Consider the following 19803-nt stretch of genomic DNA (forward strand, 5'->3'; position numbering starts at 1 on the left):
CTGTAAAAGAACGTTACAGTTGCCGTCCTCTTCATGTGCCGAAAGGGCGGCGATTTGTTTTTAGCGTCAGGCGCGGGCGCCATTTTCAAATTGGCACGGCGCTTGCTTTATACATTTCCACAAGAAGCCCATCGCGCTTTTGACGCGGTGCCAAAAGAACGAAGGAACGGAGGAAGCAGGTCACGTCCGCTTCGATACGCCCATCGCATATGCGGTTGGCGCCGCGGTCCCTGTCAGACTCTAACACCTTTGCCGCGATCCACTTGAATGGCCGGACCATGAGTCGCGCCTGACTGCGCAACCCTTTGTCGTGCCGTTCGCACTCTCACTTGCGGCGCTGTGCGCCGCTTCATGCCGGGGTCAAGGGACCTGCGGCTCAAACCTGGTGGAGGCTTATGACCATGACGTCTCTGACGCTCAACAAGATTACCTCGCAACGCGGAATCTCCGTCGGCGAGGCAACCAAGAAGATTGCCGATCTCGGCTGGAATCCTTCCTACGTCCAGGAAGCGATGACGTTTCCGACGGACTACAAGATCAACAAGACGCCGCGCGACCCGATGAAGCAGGTCCTGCGGTCCTACTTCCCGATGCAGGAAGAGAAGGACAACCGGGTCTACGGCGCGCTGGATGCGGCGCTGCGCGGCGACATGTTCCGCAATGTGGAACCGCGCTGGGTCGAGTGGATGAAACTCTTTCTGGCGATCATTCCCTTCCCGGAAATTTCGGCTGCCCGCTCGATGGCGATGGTCGCCCGTATCGCCCCTGGCGAGGAACTCAGGACCGGCTTCACGATGCAGATGATCGACGAGTTCCGGCACTCGACGATCCAGATGAACCTGAAGAAATGGTACATGGAGAACTACATCGATCCGGCTGGCTTCGACATCACCGAGGAAGCCTTCGGCAAATGCTACGCCACGACTATCGGCCGGCAGTTCGCGGAAGGTTTCATCACCGGCGACACCATGACTGCCGCCTGCATGTACCTGACCGTGGTGGCCGAAACCGCCTTCACCAACACGCTCTTTGTCGCCATGCCTTCGGAAGCCGCCCGCAACGGCGACTATGCGCTGCCGACCGTCTTCCTGTCGGTGCAGTCCGACGAGAGCCGGCATATCGGTAATGGCCACTCACTGCTGATGGCGGCGCTCAAGGAGCCGGAAAATCACCTCTTGCTCGAGCGCGACCTGCGCTATGCCTTCTGGCAGAACCACGCGATCGTCGATGCGGCCATCGGCACCTTCATCGAATACGGCACCACCAACCGCGACAAGAACAAGGAGTCTTACGCGGAAATGTGGCACCGCTGGATCTATGAGGATTACTACCGCACCTACATGCTGCCGCTCGAGAAATACGGCATCAAGGTCCATCACGACGACGTCCAGGCGGCCTGGGAACGCATCACCAAGAAGAACTATGTCCACAAGGTCGGACAGTTCTTCGCGGTCGGCTGGCCGGTCAACTTCTGGCGCATCGAAGCCCAGACCGACAAGGACTTCGAGTGGTTCGAGCACAAATATCCGGGCTGGTACGCCGAATTCGGCGACTTCTGGAAATGGTACGCCAAGCTCAGCCACAAGGGCGAGAAGGTACTGCTGTTCAACAGCGACGTCGGCTACGTCTATCCGCATCGCTGTTGGTCCTGCCTTGTTCCCTGCCTGATCCGCGAGGATATGGTGGTCGGCGAGATCGACGGCCAGTTGCACACCTTCGCCCACGAACTCGACAAGTGGACTGCCACCGTGGCGTTCGCCGACGAATATCAGGGCCGTCCGACACCCGCGATGGGCCGCTTCAGCGGCAAGCGCGAATGGGAGACGCTCTATGACGGCTGGGATCTGGCCGATGCGATCAAGGACCTGAACTTCGTCCGCTCCGACGGCAAGACGCTCGTTCCGCAGCCGCATATGCGCTTCGACGACAAGGAGATGTGGACGCTGGACGACGTGCGCGGCAACAAGCTCGGGTCGCCGCTCAACGCGCTGCGTGCCATGTCACCCGCGGACCGTGAGAAGCACCTGGCGGAATACCGGGCCGGCTTCACGATCACCCCCTGCAACTGATCAGGCCAAAGGGGGGCGGGTTCGTCCCGCCCCTTCCTTTCACTGGAGGTCCGTATGTCGGAAACCCACACGGTCAGGCTCAGCCCGGTCGGCGTCGAATTTGATGTCGAAAATGGCGAAACGGTACTCAACGCCGCTTTCCGCCAGGGCATCGCCCTGCCGCACGGCTGCAAGGAAGGGCAATGCTCGGCCTGCAAGAGCGTGCTGCTCGAAGGCGAAGTCGACATGCTGAAATACTCGACTTTCGCGCTGAACGACATGGAGAAGGAGAGCGGCCACGTCCTTTTGTGCCGCTGCATCGCCTACTCCGATCTGGAAGTCGAGCTTCTCAACTACGACGAGGAGATTTTGGCGAAAGCGATCGCCGTGAAGACGTTCAACGGCCGGATTGCTCTGATCGAGCACCTGACCCACGACATTCGCGGCATCGAGATCGAACTCGGCTCGCCGATAAAGTTCTGGGCGGGGCAATATGTCGACATCACGGTTACCACGGAAAAAGGGGAGACGATTACGCGCTCGTTCTCCATGGCAAATACGCCGGACCAAACCGAAAAACTCTGCTTCATCATCAAAAAATACCCTGAGGGAAAGTTCTCTGGAGAACTCGATTCCGGAGGAATCAAGGTTGGAGCCGAAGTCACCGTCGTCGGACCCTACGGAACCTGTTTCCGTCGGGAAGAACGGCAAGGACCCCTAGTCCTGGTCGGCGCCGGCTCGGGCATGTCGCCGATCTGGTCGATCCTCAACGACCATCTGAAGAGCGGCGAGAAACGTCCGGTCTATTTCTTCTACGGTGCCAGGACCCGCAACGACCTGTTCTATCTCGACAGGATCGCCGAGCTGGTCGGCCAGCATTCGGATGTCACTTTCATTCCCGTGCTGTCGCACGCGACTGATGACGCCGAATGGGAAGGCGAACGCGGTTTCGTACACCAGAGTGTCGATGCCAAGCTCAAGCAACTTGCGGTCGACGGGCAGGGCGATGTCCATGCCTGTGGCCCGCCACCGATGATTGATGCGCTTCAGCCGGTTCTATTCATGAACGGGTTCGAGACCGAGCGGATCTTCTTCGACAAGTTCACCACATCGACAGGTGCTACGCCGACCCACTGAGGGGACGGCCACGCAACTGCAACCACAACTGCAACAAGGGAGTGAAGACTATGCCAGCTATCTCGAGTTCAGTCGGATCCGGAGCCGCCGGCGCGGCGATCTTTGCCGATTCCGACAGCCGGAAGTACCGGTATTTCGACCCGAAGGGCCAGCGCGCCACGCACTACGAAGACATGACGGTCGACGTGCAGCCTGACCCGGAGCGTTACTTGATCCAGGACTGGATCATCTCCTTTGCCGACGGCAAGGGCGCTTATGTCAAGCAGAACACTGCTGCGCAGAGCTCCAACTGGCATGCCTTTCGCGCCCCCGATCAGGAATGGGAACGCACGCACTACCAGCGCCAGTCGAAAATCGAGACGATGGTGCAGAGCGTCATCAACAACGCCCGCAAGTCGGGGGCGCCCAAGACCCTCGACAAGGCCTGGGTCAAGATTCTGCAGACGCAGCTCGGCGCCTGGAAGCACTCCGAATTCGGGCTCGGCACCTCGCTGATGCAGGCGCAGCGTTACGGCTACACCCAGATGATCAACAACGCGACGCTGACCAACTCGTCCTACAAGCTGCGGCTTGCCCAGGACATCACGCTCTACCTTGCCGAGATCGGCATGGACCTTCCCGGCTGGGACGACGAACTTGGCAAGAAGGCCTGGCTCGAGGACAACAACTGGCAAGGTACCCGCGAGGCGGTCGAAACCATCATGGGCGCGACCGACTATCTCGAACAGTATTTCGCCATCAACATCGTCTTCGAGCCGCTGGTCGGGGAGGCATTCCGCTCAGGCTTCCTGATGCAGATCGCTGCCGCCAACCACGACTTCATAACGCCTGCGGTGATCTCGGCCGCCGAGGCCGACTACGAACGCAACCTCGCCAACACGATCGACCTCATGCACATGCTCGCCAACGACGAGAAGCACGGCGCGGCGAACAAGAAGCTCTTCCAGGGCTGGGTCGAGAAACACGGCGCGCTCGCCGACAAGGCAGCCACCGGCCTGCAGCCGATCTGGTCGATGCCGCATTCCAAGCCGGTCGCCTTTGCGGATGTCCGTGCCAAATCCGAGGAACGGATTGGTCAGATACTCCGCGAACTTGGCCTCAAGCGCTGACACAGGGAGAAACCGTCATGTCAACTGCAGCACGCGACGCATCGCAATCCAACATCTTCAGGGCGATGAAGGACATCACCTTCGAACAGACGATTTCGCATCAGTGCGGCGTCACCATGAACGACTCGGTCGAAGCCAGAGCCATCGCCGAATTCATGGGCCTGAAGCCGAACGTGATCGTAACCTATCAACCGGCGATGATCCGGATCGATGGCACCGGCAAGCTGATCTTCAAAATGGACGAGATCAGCGAATATCTCGGCCGCGAGATGACGGCGGAAACCTTCGAGGTCAACAGCTCCACCCACTACGGGCGGATGGTGCGCATCGACGACAACACCGTGATCCTGTTCGGCAACATGGACGAGATGTTCGAATACATCGAATAGCCGGCAAAAAATCAGGCGTGCCGGCTGATTTCGGCACGCCGAACCGATCAACACGCATCTTGCGGAGGAAAGAATGTTTAGGACACCGGAAGGCAAGGATATTTTCGTGGTCGACGGCCACACCCATTTCTGGGACGGCAGCCCGGAGAACCAGAAGAATATTCACGGCAAGCAGTTCATCGATTGCTTCTACGCCTATCACACGGGGATGAGCCCCAAGGACCAGCTGTGGGAGAAGAGCAAGTTCGAGAAATACAGTGCCGACGATCTCTATCGCGACCTGTTCATCGACGGTCCAGACGATATGGCGATCGTCCAGTCGACCTATCTCAAGGACTTCTACAAGAACGGCTTCAACACGATCGAACGCAACGCCGAGGTGGCCAAGCGTTATCCGGAGCGTTTCATCGTCAACGGCGCCTTCGATCCGCGCGACGGTGAGAAGGCGCTTGAGTACATCCATTTCCTCAAGGAGACCTACGACGTCAAGGGCGTGAAGATGTACACGGCCGAATGGAACGGCGCCTCCAAGGGCTGGAAGCTCACCGATCCCGACGCCTACAAATGCTTCGAACTCTGCGACAAGCTCGGCATCAGGAACATCCACGTCCACAAGGGCCCGACGATCCTGCCGCTCAGCAAGGATGCGTTCGACGTGCATGACGTCGATCATGCGGCGACGGATTTCCAGGGCCTCAACTGGATCATCGAGCATTGCGGCTTGCCGCGTCTTGACGATTTCTGCTGGATCGCGACGCAGGAAACCAACGTCTATGGCGGGCTTGCGGTGGCGCTGCCCTTCATCCATGCCCGCCCGCGCTATTTCGGCGAGGTCATCGCCGAACTGCTGTTCTGGATCGGGCCGGAGAAAATCCTGTTCGGTTCCGACTACGCGATCTGGACGCCACGCTGGCTGGTCGAGAAATTCTGGGCCTACCAGATCCCCGACGACATCGCCGCAGAACGCGGCGTGCAACTGACCGACGAGATCAAGGAGAAGATCCTCGGTCTTAATGCCGCGCGTCTCTACAACATCGACATCGCAGCCAAGAAGAAAGCGCTCGCCAGTTCGCCCTTCAGCATCGCGGCGGAGTAGGGGCCATGGCAACCGCCGCCAGCGTTTCCGGCAACCGCGAGAAGGAGCTCTGGCGGTGCCTTGGTGAGGTCAATGACCCCGAACTCGACGAACCGATTACCGAGATGGGCTTCGTCGAGCGAGCCGTGATGACGGGCGATGGCAGCGTGGAGATAGATTTCCGCCTGCCGACCTACTGGTGCTCGCCCAACTTCGCGTTTCTGATGCTGGACGGCGTCCGCAAGGCGCTCGACCAACTCTCATGGTCGCCGGCCTATCGCGTCAAGCTGCACGACCACATGTTCGCGGAAGAGGTCAATCGCGGCATGGCAGCCGGCAAGACTTTCGGCGATATTTTCGCTGAACTTGCCGAGGATCAGGATCTCGGCGCCTTGCGCGAAACCTTCAGGATGAAGGCATTCAAGCGGCGCCAGGAGGCGGTTTTGCGGGGCCTTCGGCAGCATGGTCTGACCGATCGGGAAATCCTCGGCATGGACCTGCCGGCATACGATGTCGCGCGGCTCGAGGCGGGCGAAGCGGCCAAACAGAAGCCGAGATACCGGGCGGCTCTGATCGAGCGTTTTCCCGGCCGCCGGGCGGATGATCCTGTCTTCGTGACCTGGGAAGGGCAACGCATACAGACTGCCGCACTCGGCGCCCATCTCGCTGAACTGCGCGGTGTGCGCGTCAATATGGAGTTCAACGGCGCGCTTTGCCGTGGGCTCAAGCAGACCAGATACAAGGAACTGTATGTGGTCGACGGCGAACCGACACTGGTCGATTTCATCATGGATCGCGTGCCGGCACGAGCCGCGCCGACCGCCTGAAGTAGAGCCGAAAACAACGGCCTCCCTCGCACGAGGCCCCTAACCAACAACCCGCCCGTAAGGCGGAAGGAGGAATCATGCCCAAAATAATGCTTCACAACTCCGACGCCCGTCGTGCTCTCGCCCGTGGCGTCTTTCGGCTGGCCGCTGCCGTCGAGCCGACGCTCGGCCCCAAAGGCATGAACGCGATGATCGATCGGCCGATCGGCACGCCGATGGTGACCCGTGACGGCGTCAGCATCGCCTCCGAGATCGAATTGCACGACCGTTTCGAAAACATGGGCGCGCAGGTCGTTCGCGAAGTGTCGATGCAAACCAACGAGGTCGCCGGCGACGGTACCACGACTGCCATCGTGCTCGCCAACGCTCTCATCCAGGGCGGTGTGGAGGCGAATGAACGCGGCGTGAAATCCGTCGATCTGTGCAAGGGCATCGACCTTGCCGTGACAGCGGTGGTGGCGGCGCTCAAGGCTTCGGCCAAACCGGCTAAGGGCAACGGCATTCTCGCCTCGGTCGCCAACATTGCGGCGACCAATACCAAGCTTGGCGCACTGGTGGCGGAAGCCCACCAGCGGGTGGGGGCCGAAGGCGTCATCACCACGGACTTCAGCGTCACCACCGAGACCACGCTCGATGTGGTCGAGGGCATGTCCTTCGACCGCGGCTATCTCTCTCATCACATGGTGACTGACCAGGAGAAGATGGAGGCTGTTCTCGAACGGCCGTACATCCTGATGACCGATCTCAAGATCAAGCAGCCCGAGGCGCTGGATGCGGCTCGCCGCATTGCCGCCGAGGATGGTCGGCCGCTGCTGATCGTGTCCGAGGAAATGTCGCCGGAAGTCGTGGTAACGCTACTCGGCAAGCAAGGACCTGGAAAATACCTCGTTGTCCATCCGCCGGAATATGGCCATTGGCGCAAGGCGATGATGGAGGATCTGGCGATCATCACCGGCGGCAAGGTGATCGCGCGCGACCTCGGCGGTCGGCTGGAGGACATCACCGCCGACGATCTCGGAACGGCTGACCGGGTGAAGACCAGTTCGTCCTACACCTCGATCATCCGCGGCGGCGGCGACCACGCGGCAATCGCGTCGCGTCGCGCTCAGGTGCAGCGGCAGTATGAAGCTTCGCCGCCGAATATCGATCAGGACAAGTTGCGCGAACGCCTGGCCAAGCTTTCTGGCGGCACCGCGATTCTCTATGCCGGCGGTGTCACGCCGGTCGAGCAAAAGCGAACCATTCAGCTCATCGAGGATTCGCTGAATGCGGTGCGCGCCGCATCCGAAGAGGGCGTGGTCGCCGGAGGTGGCTCGGCGCTTGCCCAGATCGCGCCGCTGCTCGACAGGGTGGCGGCAGACGTCGACGGCGATGTCGCCGAAGGCGTGCGCCTGGTGCGATCGGTGCTGTCGCGGCCGCTCTGGCGCATAGCCGTCAATGCCGGCGCCGATCCCGAAGCGGTCGTGGCGGAAGTCACGCGCATCAACGGCGGCTACGGCTACAACGCGTCTGCCGGCAGCTACCAGAACATGTTCGAGGCAGGGATCATTGATCCGGTCCGCGTCACCTACACAGCACTCGCCAACGCAGCTTCGGTGGCGACGCTGATCCTGACCACCGAAACGCTGATCGGCCATCTCGCCGAGGACGAGGACCCGACGGCCGGACCGGCTCGCGGTGGCGGCTCTGAAAAGCTCGGCCGCGCCTGAAGCAATCCGAACAATCTCGACGTTGAAAGGATACGACGATGAAAGCTGCCAGACTGTACGAATACGACCCGCATATGAACGTCCAGCTCAGGGTCGAGGAGGTCAAGGCGCCGACCATTACCGCTCCCGACGAGGTCATAGTGCGGGTAGGTGCTGCCGGCCTCTGCCGAACCGACCTCCACATCATCGAGGGTGTGTGGAAGCCGACCATGGATCCAGAGGGGACGCTGCTGCCTTACATCATGGGCCATGAAAATGCAGGCTGGGTCGAGGAGGTCGGCAGCGGCGTCAGGTCGGTCAAGCGCGGTGACGCCGTGATCTGCCACCCCTTCCGCTCGTGCGGCATCTGCCTCAACTGCCGCCACGGCGAGGATATGTACTGCGATAACGGCCAATTTCCGGGCCTCGGCATGAACGGCGGTTTCGCGGAGTATTTCATCACCAGCGAGCGTTCGTTGATCAAGCTGAACGCCAACGTCACGCCGATCGAGGTGGCGCCGCTTGCCGACGCCGGCATCACCGCTTATCGCGCCGCCAAGCGCGCCGCCAAACTGCTGCGACCAGGGAGCTATTGTGTGCTGCTCGGCATAGGCGGGCTCGGCCACATCGCGCTGCAATCGCTGCACGCGATCTCGGGCTGCCGCATCATCGCCGTCGATCGCGAGCCGGCAGCACAGGTGCTGGCCAAGGATCTCGGCGCCGACTTCGTCCTCGATGGCGGGCCGAACGTCATCGAGGAGGTCAGCCAGATCACCGGCGGAGGCGCCCATGTGGTCATCGATTTCGTCGGCGAGCTCGGCGTCGAAAACATCTGCTGGAAGATGGTGCGCAAGGGCGGGCAACTGTTCGTCGTCGGCTATGGCGGCAATATCAATGTGCCGACCGCCCATCTCGTCATCGAGGAGATCAACATCGGCGGCAGCCTGGTCGGCAATTTCACCGAGCTTGTCGAACTGATGGAGCTCAACGCCGACGGCAAGGTGAAGATGCACTACACCGAATACAACCTTGCCAGCATCAACACTGCGCTCGACGATTTCAAGAACCGCCGGTTCACCGGCCGCGGCGTCATCGTGCCCTGAAATATATGGGCCGGATTTCGCGCGGTCGGGTGCGGTGTCCGGTCACATCTAGAGGGAGAGAAAGGGTCCGGGCGGCATCACCAAGATCGGCGCGGCTGTGGCAATTTCGCTGACCATTGGCATGACTTTCCCCAGCCAGTGGCGCGAATGCCGCTCGGCGCTTTTGTGCCGGTGACGGGTTCTGATCCTAGAGGAAACCGCGGCGGATGCCGTATTGGTCGAGTTTGCGATAGAGTGTCGGCCGGGAAATACCGAGCCGCCGCGCGACCCGACTGAGATTGCCGCCCTCGGCCGCCAATGCGTGCTTCATCGCCTGGCGTTCCGCCTCGACGAGTGTGCCTCCAGGCGACTCGGCCGACAGGGTCTTGCCATCATCGGACGTGGCGCTGGGCGCCGCGATTTCACCGGGGAGATCGTGGAGCCCGATATCTCGGCCCCGCGCCAGGACATGCAACCGCCCGATGAGGTTCCTCAGTTCGCGTACATTGCCCGGCCATTGATAGGCGAGCAGGGCATCGAGCGCTTCTTGGGAAAATTCCAGCGGGTCCTCGCCCGCTGCGGTGGCGATCTGCCGGTTGAAATGTTCGACCAGCAGCAGCACATCCTCGCCACGCTCGCGCAGCGGTGGAACAGTGATCGAAACCGCGCCAATTCGATAGTAGAGATCGCGGCGGAATCGGCCTGTGGCAATTTCGTGCTTGAGATCGCGATTGGTCGAGGCGACCAGGCGCACGTCCACCGGGCGGCCCCGGCTGTCGCCAATGCGGTTGACCACGCGCTCTTCCAGGACACGCAGCAGAAACGGCTGGATCTCGAGCGGCAATTCGCCGATCTCGTCGAGACTGAGGACGCCGCCATGGGCGAGCTCGAAAACCCCCGGTTTGCCTTCACGCGAGGCGCCGGTAAAGGCGCCGGCGACATGGCCGAACAACTCGCTGCCGAACAGGTCCCTGGTGATCGCCCCGCAATTCATGGCGATGAACGGATCGTTCGCCGTGCGCCGGCCGCCGGCATGGACAAGCCGCGCAAACAGCTCTTTCCCGACCCCTGTTTCACCCTCGACCAACAGCGATGTTACGCTGCTCGACCGGGCGACGCGGCGGGCGACGTCGATGGCGGCATGCAGCGCTTCGCTTTCGCCGACGATCATGGCGACAGCATCCTGAAGATGCTTGTTCACTTCCCGGTGGACCACCGCCGCACTGGAGACTGCCGGCACGGAGGGGAACACCAGCGCCGCGCCGCGGAGGTCGCCATCGAGCTTGAGCGGGGTGATATGGCAGGATCGCAGATGGGCCGGCAGCGCCCTGGCAAGGTCGGCTTCGGAGCCGGAGGACGGAAGGTTCATCAGCCAGCGGCCACGGCCTGGCTCCATCGGGCCGTCCATCATCTCAGTGGCCTCGCCATCAGGCACATTGTTGCAGAAGATGGCACGACCGCGGTGGTCGACGATTACCAGCCCGTCCTTTCGGCGGTAGCCGGGAGCCGATGAAATGAAAGCTTCGAGCAGGCGCGTGCGCTGTTCCTGCTGCTGTTCGGCCAATGCCTTTTCGATCTGCCGGGCTGTCGCGGCGACGAGCGCGGTGTTGTGCGGCCTGAAGATCGGCGAATAGCCTGACAGGTCGACCACACCGATGATCTTGCCGTCCAGCGGGTCGCGAATCGGCGCGCCGGCGCAGGTCCAGGATTTGATGCCGGCACAGAAATGCTCGGCCGCATGCACGAAAGTCGGCTCGCCGGTCCACAGCGCCGTACCGATGCCGTTCGTCCCGACGGCATCCTCGTTCCATTTGCCGCCGATGGCCAAGTGGATATCCATGCCGTCATGCAGCGTCTTCTTGTCGCCGATGGCGTCGATCAGCACGCCGTCGCTGTCGGCCAGAACCAGCATCGCGCCGGTCCCGTCCAGTAACTGGCCAAGCGATGCGAACGACCGCCGCGCCGCCGAAAGCAGTTCTGCATTGGCCCGGGTAAGATATTCGATTTCGTCGCGATCACTGCTCAGCGGCGCTTCAATGCCTTGAGCGTTGATGCCGCCGGTGGCACTGCGATACCAGGAATCGTGAATGAGGGAGCGGACGTGGCTTGGGTGGACAGCATCGCCGGCGCATTTGGGCTCGTCAGCCAGGAAACTTTCCCAGGCGCGCATGGTGGCATGCTCGTCATAGTCGATGTTGCTCAGAGCCATTTGGCCGGTGGTCAGCGACCTACGCGCCGGAAGGGCATCGATCTTCATCTGATCGGGGGCTATCTCGCGTTTCATTCAGTCATCACAGAACCTTTGTTTCATTCAGTCATCACAAAACCTTTGAGACATGCCATTTCTGTATGCTGTCGCGTTCGTAGACTGCCGCGAGTTGGACGTGAAGAAGCACGCCCAGGCGTTAGCCTGATCAGTTGATGCCGAGTTTCGCGCCGATGTCGAAGGCAAGCTGTTCTTCGGTATAGGTGGCAGCGAGGCGGGATCCGTCCATGTCGGCAAGCGCCTCGGCAACGATTTCGTCGACCGGCGAGAAGAAGCCATTCTGCTTTGTAGCCAGCACGAAGACCTGGTCGCCGCCGCGGTCGCGGATATCGCCGATGTGATGAAGTTGACGGCCAGTGTTCCGATCCTTCGAAATGACGCGGCCGTTCATGGTGACTTGGATGGACGGCTTGGCCTCGGCAACCGGTGCCGCGCCGCCACCGACATGGATGATCAGGCCTTCCGCCTTTGGTTGCTGTCGTGGCTTCCTGGAAGCTGAATAGCCGCCACCGCTGATCTGGTCGGCAAGGCGGACGATGGTCGAGCGGTTCTGCTCGATCAGTCTTTTGACGTGTGCGTCCTCGCGCCGCGGGCCATCCCGCTTGGAGATAATCTCGACCATGAATCCTCCCAGATTCGCTCCGCGTCGCCGTTTCTACGGCTCAATTCTTCTTTTGCGGTGAACCCTACACCGCCTCGGCGAAGTTCGCCATTCATATCAAGATAGCGCCAAAATTTGCTTTGCTGGTAGCAGGCGGCTGCTACACGGGATTTCCGATAACCGGAACGCCCGCTTGCTCAGATGCACGCCCGCTGCCATGCCGGCCTCGGCATGCGGCTTGACTTCATTGAGGCGACGGTGAAAGGCGAGAGGCTCGACTTGCGACGGACTATCTGCTCGCCAGCGTCGCTACAAGATCGCTGAAGCGTTCGCCCTGGATGCTGACATGCTGCCGCAGGAGCGTGCGCGCCTGCTCCGCGTCGCCGGCGAGGATTGCTTCCACGATCGCGCCATGCTCGGCGAACGACGTGGCAACGCGGTTGCGCACGCGCAGTTGGAGACGCCTGTAGGGCTGCAGACGGCGGTGCAGTGCGACGCACTGCTCGGCCAGAAAACCGCTGTGGCTGGCAGTGTAGATAGCTTTGTGAAAGCGTTCGTTATCGTAATAATAGGCGTCGCTGTCGCCGGCCGAAGACGAACGCTCGCAATCTGCATGCGCGGCCAGGATGGTTGTGCGATCGGCATCGGTGAACCGTCGCGCGGCCAGCGAACCGGCCAAGCCTTCAAGTTCCGCCATCACCTCGAACATTTCGAAAATGCGGTGCGGTCCCGGATCGATCACCACGGCACCCCGGCGCGGCCGGATCTCCACCAGCCCGATTGCGTTCAACTGCATCAGCGCCTCGCGCACCGGCGTCCTCGACACGCCGAAGCGTGTTGCCAATTGCACCTCGTCCAGTCGTGCACCGGGGGCGAAGTCGTTCGAGATTATGCCGTTTTCAATCTCGTCACGTAGGCGCTGAACGACATTCTCCGACATTTTCTGGGCCTTCCAATGCAGCATGATAAATCTTGTATGCAAGAACATTGACTTTGCGTACAAGAACGTTTAAGAACAATACCACAAAAGGCAAGTCGCACAAATGGGTGGACGCATCCGAGCACCCGGCACGCGTCGAGGCCGCGCGGCGGGTCTGCTTGCGCCGATTTCGATTTTTTTGCCAGGAGGGACTCCGACATGGCAGGCATCTCGTTCTTTAGCGATATGGTGCAAAGCATTACCGATCGCGGCCGCAGGCTGGTTGCGGCAGGGGCGCGCAGCGAACCGGTCCAAGCCGAGACGAATATCGAAACACTCTGCGACATGCTGTTGTCCAGCCGGGGCGAGGCCTCGGGCATGGCATTGGCCGCCGAGGTCCTTCAGCGCTGGGCCCAACTGGACGCGGCCGGTCAGCAAGACTTCGCGCGTATGCTGCACGAACAGTTCGGCCCAGACATCGCCAAGCTTGACAAAGCCATCGAGCGCTACCGCAGCGACAGGAGCTCGGACGCCGTCATCGAACTGCACCAGGCCGCCGAGCCGCGTCGCCAGGAACTGGTGCGCAGACTGAACCTGGCCCCCAAAGGCACGGCAAGGCTGGTGGAGATGCGCGAACGCCTATTAGCCATGAAGGATGCGACGGAACCGTTTCGCGCTGTCGATGCCGACTTCGCCCACCTGTTCGGCTCATGGTTCAACCGCGGTTTTCTGACCCTGCGTCCGATCGACTGGTCCACGCCAGCTGACATCCTGGAGAAGATCATCAAATACGAGGCGGTGCATGAAATCGCCGGCTGGGAGGAGCTGCGGCGGAGGCTAGCTCCAGCCGACCGCAGATGCTTTGCGTTCTTCCACCCGCGTCTCGCAGACGATCCGCTGATCTTCGTCGAGGTTGCGCTGACCAGGGCGATTCCCTCTGCCATCGCTGATGTGCTCGATGTAAACCGTTCGCCGATCACGGCCCAGGACGCCACCACCGCTGTCTTCTATTCTATCTCCAACTGCCAGGACGGACTGCGTGGCATCTCTTTCGGGAATTTTCTGATCAAGCAGGTGGTGGAGGATTTGCGCCGCGACCTGCCCGGCTTGAAGATCTTCGTGACGCTGTCGCCGGTTCCGGGTTTCGCTGGCTGGCTGGCAAGACTGCGCAAGGCGGCCGATGCCAGCCTCGATGATCGGACCCTCAAGACGCTCGAGCTGCTGGACGATCCGGGCTGGGCGGACAATCCGCAGAAGGCACAGGCCGTTGAAGCGGTGCTTCTCCCGCTCGCCGCACGCTATTTCATTAGGGAACGAGCCACCGGCAGACGGCCGGTCGATCCTGTGGCGCGTTTTCATTTGGGCAACGGCGCTCGCCTTGAACGGCTGAACTTCCTCGCCGATCGCTCCGCCAAGGCGATGCGGCAGTCCCACGGCTTGATGGTCAACTACTTTTACAAGTTGGACGACATCGAGGCGAACCACGAAGCCTTGGCGCAGCATGGCGAAATAGCCGCTTCGCCGGAGGTAAGAAAACTGGCGGCAACCGCTTCGACCGACACCGATATCGCGGCCCCGGTTCATCGACGCCGCACCGAAATGCAGAAAACCTAATAAGCAGATTGGGAGGAGTTCAATGAGCAATCATCTGTTCGACGCCATGCGAGCATCCGCTAAGTCAGGCGAGTCGATTTTCATCGAGACTATTGATGGTCAGCGTTGGACCTATGCAGATGCGCTGCGGCTCTCCGGACAGATCGCCAGCGCAATTGATGTGCTCGGCGTTCGCCCGGGCGACCGCGTCGCGGTCCAGGTGGACAAGAGCCCGCAGGCTCTGATGCTCTATCTCGCATGCGTGCGCTGCGGGGCGATCTATCTGCCGCTGAATACCGCCTATACGCTGGCTGAACTCGACTATTTTATCGGTGACGCCGAACCGCGGCTCGTCATCGTCTCCTCGAAGTCGCGAACTGATGTCGAGACGATCGCGCACGGCTACGGCGCGATTGTCGAAACGCTCGATGCGGACGGCGCCGGGTCGCTCATGGAGTTGGCCCGGGACGAGTCTGACGATTTTCTCGACGCGGCGCGCGCGCCTGACGATCTCGCCGCGATCCTGTACACATCTGGAACCACCGGCCGTTCCAAGGGCGCAATGCTGACGCACGACAACCTTTTGTCCAATGCAATAGCACTGCGCGAATGGTGGCAGGTGACGGCAGCCGACCGGCTGATCCACGCGCTGCCGATTTTTCACACGCATGGGCTCTTCGTGGCGACCAATGTCACACTCATCGCCGGCGCCTCGATGTTTCTGCTGCCAAAGTTCGATCCGGAGGAAATCCTTTCTCTGATGCCGCGGGCGACGCTGATGATGGGCGTGCCGACCTTCTATGTCCGGTTGCTGCAGCATGAGGGCCTGAACCGGGAGACGGTCGCCAACATCAGGCTGTTCATCTCCGGCTCGGCGCCGTTGCTCGCTGAAACGCACGCCGCATTCGAGCAGCGCACCGGTCACGCCATTCTCGAACGCTACGGCATGAGCGAAACCAACATGAACACCTCAAACCCCTATGACGGCGAGCGAAGGGCAGGGACAGTAGGTTTCCCACTCCCGGGCGTGTCGGTGAGGGTCACCGATCCGGCCACCGGCGAGACGCTCGGACCAGGCAAAACCGGCATGATCGAGATCAAGGGCCCGAACGTTTTCCGGGGTTATTGGCGGATGCCTGAAAAGACCGCGGCGGAGTTCACCAAGGACGGCTATTTCATCAGCGGCGACCTCGGCAAGATCGATGAGGCGGGCTATCTCCACATCGTCGGCCGCGACAAGGACCTGGTGATCTCCGGCGGCTACAACATCTACCCGAAGGAAGTCGAGGGTGAGATCGATCAACTCGACGGCGTCGCCGAGAGTGCGGTCGTCGGCATTGCACATCCGGATTTCGGCGAGGGGGTGACGGCCATCGTGGTGCTCAAGCCCGGTGCCACAATGGACGAAAAGGCCGTGCTGAACGCGCTGCGCGACCGCCTCGCGCGCTACAAGCAGCCGAAACGGGTGATCTTCGCCGAGGACCTTCCGCGCAACACCATGGGAAAGGTGCAGAAGAACCTTCTGCGCGACCGGTTCAGCAACCTTTACATGCCCGCCTCCTAGAGCATGATGCCGAAAAGTGTGAAGCGGTTTTCGGACGACATCATGCTCTATCTCTTTGATTTAGAGCCGGATTCAGATTTCAGGTCGACTCCTGAAATCATCCGGCTCTAGGAGGCGCTGACGACCCTGCGTTGGTGCTTGGGAGCGAGACCAACGCAGGCTGATCTACCACCGATGGAAATGAGAACGGGCGCCTGAAGGCGTTTCCCGAGGGAGGAAGCTATGAACATCCAAATTCTGTCGATTGCGCTGCTGATCGGCATGTTCGTGATCGCCACCATGCAGCCGATCAATATGGGCGCGCTCGCCTTCGCATGCGCCTTTCTGGTCGGCTCGCTCGTCATGGCGATGAAGCCGGCGGAAATATTTGCTGGCTTCCCGAGCGACCTCTTCCTGACATTGGTCGGCATTACCTACCTGTTCGCCATCGCCCAGATCAACGGTACTATCGATTGGCTGGTCGAGGGCGCGGTCAAACTGGTGCGCGGACATGTGGCGTGGATTCCCTGGGTCATGTTCCTGGTCGCGGCCGTCATCACCGGCTTCGGTGCGCTTGGACCTGCGGCGGTCGCCATCCTGGCCCCGGTGGCGCTGGGTTTTGCGTTCCAGTACCGCATCAATCCGGTCATGATGGGATTGATGGTTATTCACGGTGCACAGGCGGGCGGCTTTTCGCCGATCAGCGTCTATGGCGGCATTACCAACCAGATCGTCGAAAAGGCGGGGTTGCCGTTCGCGCCGACATCACTGTTTCTCTCCAGCTTCTTCTTCAATCTGGCCATCGCCGTCCTCGTATTCTTCGTCTTCGGCGGCTCGAAGGTGCTGCGTAAGTATTCGGTCGCGTCGGGACCGCTGCCTGACCTCCACCCCGAAGGCGTCACGCAGTCAATCGTCGGCCACGGCGGCACGCCGGCTACTCCGATCAGCCATCACGTCTTTGAGGAGCAGACAAAAAATGTGTCGGCGCTTTCCGGCCTGACTACGGAAAGGCTGACGACATTAGTCGGCCTAACCGCGCTCGCGGTCGGCGCACTTGTCTTCAAGTTCAATGTCGGCCTGGTTGCGATCACCGTCGCGGTCGCGCTCGCGCTCCTCTCGCCAAAGACCCAAAAGGCAGCGATCGACAAGGTCAGCTGGTCGACGGTGCTCCTGATCGCCGGCATCATCACCTATGTCGGCGTCATGGAGAAGATCGGCACGATCGACTACGTCGCCCAAGGCATTTCAAGCCTGGGCATGCCGCTGCTGGTTGCACTCCTCCTCTGCTTCACCGGCGCCATTGTATCGGCATTCGCCTCGTCCACGGCATTGCTGGGAGCCATCATTCCACTGGCCGTGCCCTTCCTCCTGCAGGGACAGATCAGTGCCATAGGTGTGGTTGCGGCGATCGCGATCTCCACCACCATCGTCGACACCAGCCCGTTTTCGACCAACGGTGCGCTGGTCGTCGCCAATGCCCGGGAAGCAGAGCGCGAGGGCGTGCTGAAGACGTTGCTGATCTACAGCGCGCTTATCGCCATCATCGGCCCTGTCATCGCCTGGCTGGTTTTCGTGGTCCCCGGTTTGGTTTGAACGGTCGGCCAATCAGTCTGGCCGCTCCGGTGCAATTTGACCGGCGGCCAGGCTTGACCCGAAATGATCTGATCGGCGTCAACAAGAAAAAAGGCGGCGCAGGCGGAGCTGATTGCCTATCAAGGCAGCCGTTTGGCCGATAGCGCCGCCCGCCCTGCCTGGCGGGCTGTCGCTGCTCATGCGGCGGGTGAGGGCGCGTAGCGGCTGCCCAGCGAATAGCGGCTGCCGACATAGGTGAGCTTGTTGACGGTGGCGACCGCCGCGCCCGACCAGGTCCGCCGATGCAGGAGCAGGCATGGGTCGCCGGGTCGGATCTTCAAATGGCGGGCCGCCATCTCTTCTGCGGCGACGGCCGAGATCACATGCTCCACTTCCGTCAGCGGCGTCGCCCGCTGCAGGTAGTCGTAAGTGGTGGTCGCCACGAAATCTTGCCGATGGTAGTCCGGTGCGAGCGCCGGATTGACAAAGCGTTCCTCGAGTTGGACGGGCACATCGTCTTCGAAATGCACGATGATCGAATGGGCGACCGGTCTGCGGCGCGTGAACTCGAAGGCGACGACGAGGTCCAGCGCCGGGTTGCGAATCTTCTCGAGGACGATGACCTCGGCCCTGTGGCGTGCGCCGCGCGCGGCGATCTCGCCGGCGATGTTCCTGATTTCGATGAGGGCCGATTGCGGTTTCGGCGGCGCCACAAAGGTGCCTACACCCTGGATACGCAGCAGGTGGCCTTCCGAGGTCAGTTCCCTCAGCGCCCGGTGCACCGTCATCCTCGAGACGCCGAGCGTGCTGACCAGCTCGTTTTCGGAAGGCAGCCTGCGGTCCTTCGGCCAGTTGCCACTGCCGATATTGCCAAGCACGTAGTCCTTGACCTTTTCGTAGAGCGGCCCGGCGGTTTCGGTAAGCCTGATCATCGTCCGCTCTCCATCCGGACGATGGTCTTCAACCCGCCGCTCACGCCGGCGATCAGGCGCTGGTAAGCGGCGGGAATTTCGCCGATCGCGATCTCGTCGGACACGAAGCGCGACAGCGCGGGCGCGAGATCGCCCAGCATCGAGACGGCCGGCGCAAGCTCGTCGGCGAAGGCGTGGCAGCCGACAAGCGCGATCTCGCGCTCGACCAGCAAGTTGGGGTCGAGGTCGAGGCGGCCATGCGAAATGCCGACCAGCGCCAGCGTGCCGCCGCCGGCCAAAACATCGAGCAGCCGCGCCATCACCGCCACGCTGCCCGTCGCGTCGATGGCATGGCGCAGATTGGGGGCATGGCGCAGATTGGGATCACAGGGCAGGGCGTCCAGGTCGACGACGGTCGCGCCGCTCACCTTGGCCACAAGCTCCGCACGCGCCGTATTGCGGTCGGCGACGAGGACCTGTCTCTCGCCTGGCCGCGACAGGAGCAGCGCAGCCAATCCGCCGATCGGGCCGCAACCAGCGATAAGCACCGGCGCTGCGGCCGGCGCCGCCAGCCGCCGCACCGCGTGCAGGGCGACCGCCAGCGGCTCCGCCATGGCGGCGATCGCGGGATCGAGCGTGGGGTCGTGGCGCACAAGCAGCCGCGCCGGCAGCTGCGTCTCTTCCGCGAAGCCGCCGTCGCAGATCTCGCCTACAAAGCCCAGTCTGGCACAGACATTATGCCGGCCGGCCAGGCAGGCAGGACACTCGCCGCACCAGAAGCGCGAATCGGCCACGACCCGGTCTCCGAGCGCAAACTGGGACACGCCGGCCCCCACGGCAGTCACTTCGCCAGCGAACTCATGTCCAACGACGCTCGGCGCGCGGCTGATCCACTGACCGGTGCGGAAGTTGTGGAGGTCGGAGCCGCAAATGCCGGCGGCCGTCACCTTGAGCCGCACCCAGCCAGGCGCTGGTTCGCCGGGAGATGGCACGTCCTCAACCCGCAAATCGCCCGCCGCATGGAGTCTGGCCGCCTTCATCAT

The 19803-nt window shown here is 61.6% G+C and carries 16 protein-coding genes; 11 read left to right on the forward strand and 5 right to left on the reverse strand.

Annotated features, from left to right (window positions below; genetic code table 11):
* Positions 1 to 395: 395 nt before the first annotated feature.
* The 8 genes from AC0L28_RS01735 (at position 396) to AC0L28_RS01770 (ending at position 9376) form a co-directional block, all read left to right on the forward strand.
* Positions 396 to 2069 (forward strand): aromatic/alkene/methane monooxygenase hydroxylase/oxygenase subunit alpha, encoded by a 1674-nt coding sequence (locus AC0L28_RS01735; protein WP_208602463.1) that lies wholly within the window; start codon positions 396 to 398, stop codon positions 2067 to 2069.
* A 54-nt stretch (positions 2070 to 2123) separates the two neighbouring features.
* Positions 2124 to 3185 (forward strand): NADH:ubiquinone reductase (Na(+)-transporting) subunit F, encoded by a 1062-nt coding sequence (locus AC0L28_RS01740; protein WP_128167864.1) that lies wholly within the window; start codon positions 2124 to 2126, stop codon positions 3183 to 3185.
* A gap of 50 nt (positions 3186 to 3235) precedes the next feature.
* Positions 3236 to 4294, forward strand: coding sequence for an aromatic/alkene monooxygenase hydroxylase subunit beta (locus AC0L28_RS01745; RefSeq protein ID WP_473475193.1), 1059 nt, complete (start codon positions 3236 to 3238; stop codon positions 4292 to 4294).
* 17 nt (positions 4295 to 4311) lie between these two features.
* Positions 4312 to 4683, forward strand: coding sequence for an MmoB/DmpM family protein (locus AC0L28_RS01750; protein ID WP_091589951.1), 372 nt, complete (start codon positions 4312 to 4314; stop codon positions 4681 to 4683).
* Positions 4684 to 4756: 73 nt separating this feature from the next.
* A complete protein-coding gene (locus AC0L28_RS01755; protein WP_128245224.1) occupies positions 4757 to 5779 on the forward strand; it encodes an amidohydrolase family protein in 1023 nt (340 codons plus the stop codon).
* 5 nt (positions 5780 to 5784) lie between these two features.
* Positions 5785 to 6585 (forward strand): iron-sulfur cluster assembly protein, encoded by an 801-nt coding sequence (locus AC0L28_RS01760; protein WP_023799647.1) that lies wholly within the window; start codon positions 5785 to 5787, stop codon positions 6583 to 6585.
* A 77-nt stretch (positions 6586 to 6662) separates the two neighbouring features.
* Positions 6663 to 8294 carry a chaperonin GroEL gene (gene groEL, locus AC0L28_RS01765; protein WP_473475195.1) on the forward strand — a complete coding sequence of 544 codons (1632 nt, stop codon included), beginning with the start codon at positions 6663 to 6665 and terminating at the stop codon, positions 8292 to 8294.
* A 38-nt stretch (positions 8295 to 8332) separates the two neighbouring features.
* Positions 8333 to 9376, forward strand: a complete 1044-nt coding sequence (locus AC0L28_RS01770; protein ID WP_027156423.1) for an NAD(P)-dependent alcohol dehydrogenase — start codon at positions 8333 to 8335, stop codon at positions 9374 to 9376.
* A 187-nt stretch (positions 9377 to 9563) separates the two neighbouring features.
* On the opposite strand, the gene AC0L28_RS01775 is transcribed toward AC0L28_RS01770, so the two are convergent.
* The 3 genes from AC0L28_RS01775 to AC0L28_RS01785 form a co-directional block, all read right to left on the reverse strand.
* Entirely contained in the window at positions 9564 to 11639 is a 2076-nt protein-coding gene (locus tag AC0L28_RS01775; RefSeq protein WP_473475197.1) for a sigma-54-dependent Fis family transcriptional regulator, read from the reverse strand.
* Positions 11640 to 11769: 130 nt separating this feature from the next.
* Positions 11770 to 12243, reverse strand: coding sequence for a hypothetical protein (locus tag AC0L28_RS01780; protein ID WP_128167859.1), 474 nt, complete (start codon positions 12241 to 12243; stop codon positions 11770 to 11772).
* A 268-nt stretch (positions 12244 to 12511) separates the two neighbouring features.
* The gene (locus AC0L28_RS01785; protein WP_128167928.1) at positions 12512 to 13162 is read right to left on the reverse strand and encodes a GntR family transcriptional regulator; all 651 of its coding nucleotides are present in this window, start codon (positions 13160 to 13162) and stop codon (positions 12512 to 12514) included.
* Positions 13163 to 13360: 198 nt separating this feature from the next.
* Between AC0L28_RS01785 and AC0L28_RS01790 the strand changes: the two genes are divergently transcribed.
* The 3 genes from AC0L28_RS01790 to AC0L28_RS01800 all read left to right on the forward strand — a co-directional run bounded on the left by AC0L28_RS01790 (position 13361) and on the right by AC0L28_RS01800 (position 17870).
* A complete protein-coding gene (locus AC0L28_RS01790) occupies positions 13361 to 14755 on the forward strand; it encodes a malonyl-CoA decarboxylase (RefSeq protein WP_473475199.1) in 1395 nt (464 codons plus the stop codon).
* Positions 14756 to 14777: 22 nt separating this feature from the next.
* Positions 14778 to 16298 (forward strand): malonate--CoA ligase, encoded by a 1521-nt coding sequence (locus tag AC0L28_RS01795; protein ID WP_473475201.1) that lies wholly within the window; start codon positions 14778 to 14780, stop codon positions 16296 to 16298.
* 222 nt (positions 16299 to 16520) lie between these two features.
* Positions 16521 to 17870 carry an SLC13 family permease gene (locus AC0L28_RS01800; RefSeq protein WP_128172146.1) on the forward strand — a complete coding sequence of 450 codons (1350 nt, stop codon included), beginning with the start codon at positions 16521 to 16523 and terminating at the stop codon, positions 17868 to 17870.
* 176 nt (positions 17871 to 18046) lie between these two features.
* Here the strand turns inward: AC0L28_RS01800 and hutC are convergent, their stop codons facing one another.
* A complete protein-coding gene (gene hutC / locus AC0L28_RS01805; RefSeq protein WP_023799637.1) occupies positions 18047 to 18781 on the reverse strand; it encodes a histidine utilization repressor in 735 nt (244 codons plus the stop codon).
* A complete protein-coding gene (locus AC0L28_RS01810) occupies positions 18778 to 19800 on the reverse strand; it encodes a zinc-dependent alcohol dehydrogenase (RefSeq protein WP_031255122.1) in 1023 nt (340 codons plus the stop codon). Before AC0L28_RS01810 ends, hutC begins: the two co-directional genes overlap by 4 nt.
* Positions 19801 to 19803 lie beyond the last annotated feature (3 nt).

Source organism: Mesorhizobium sp. WSM4847, from assembly GCF_055811335.1.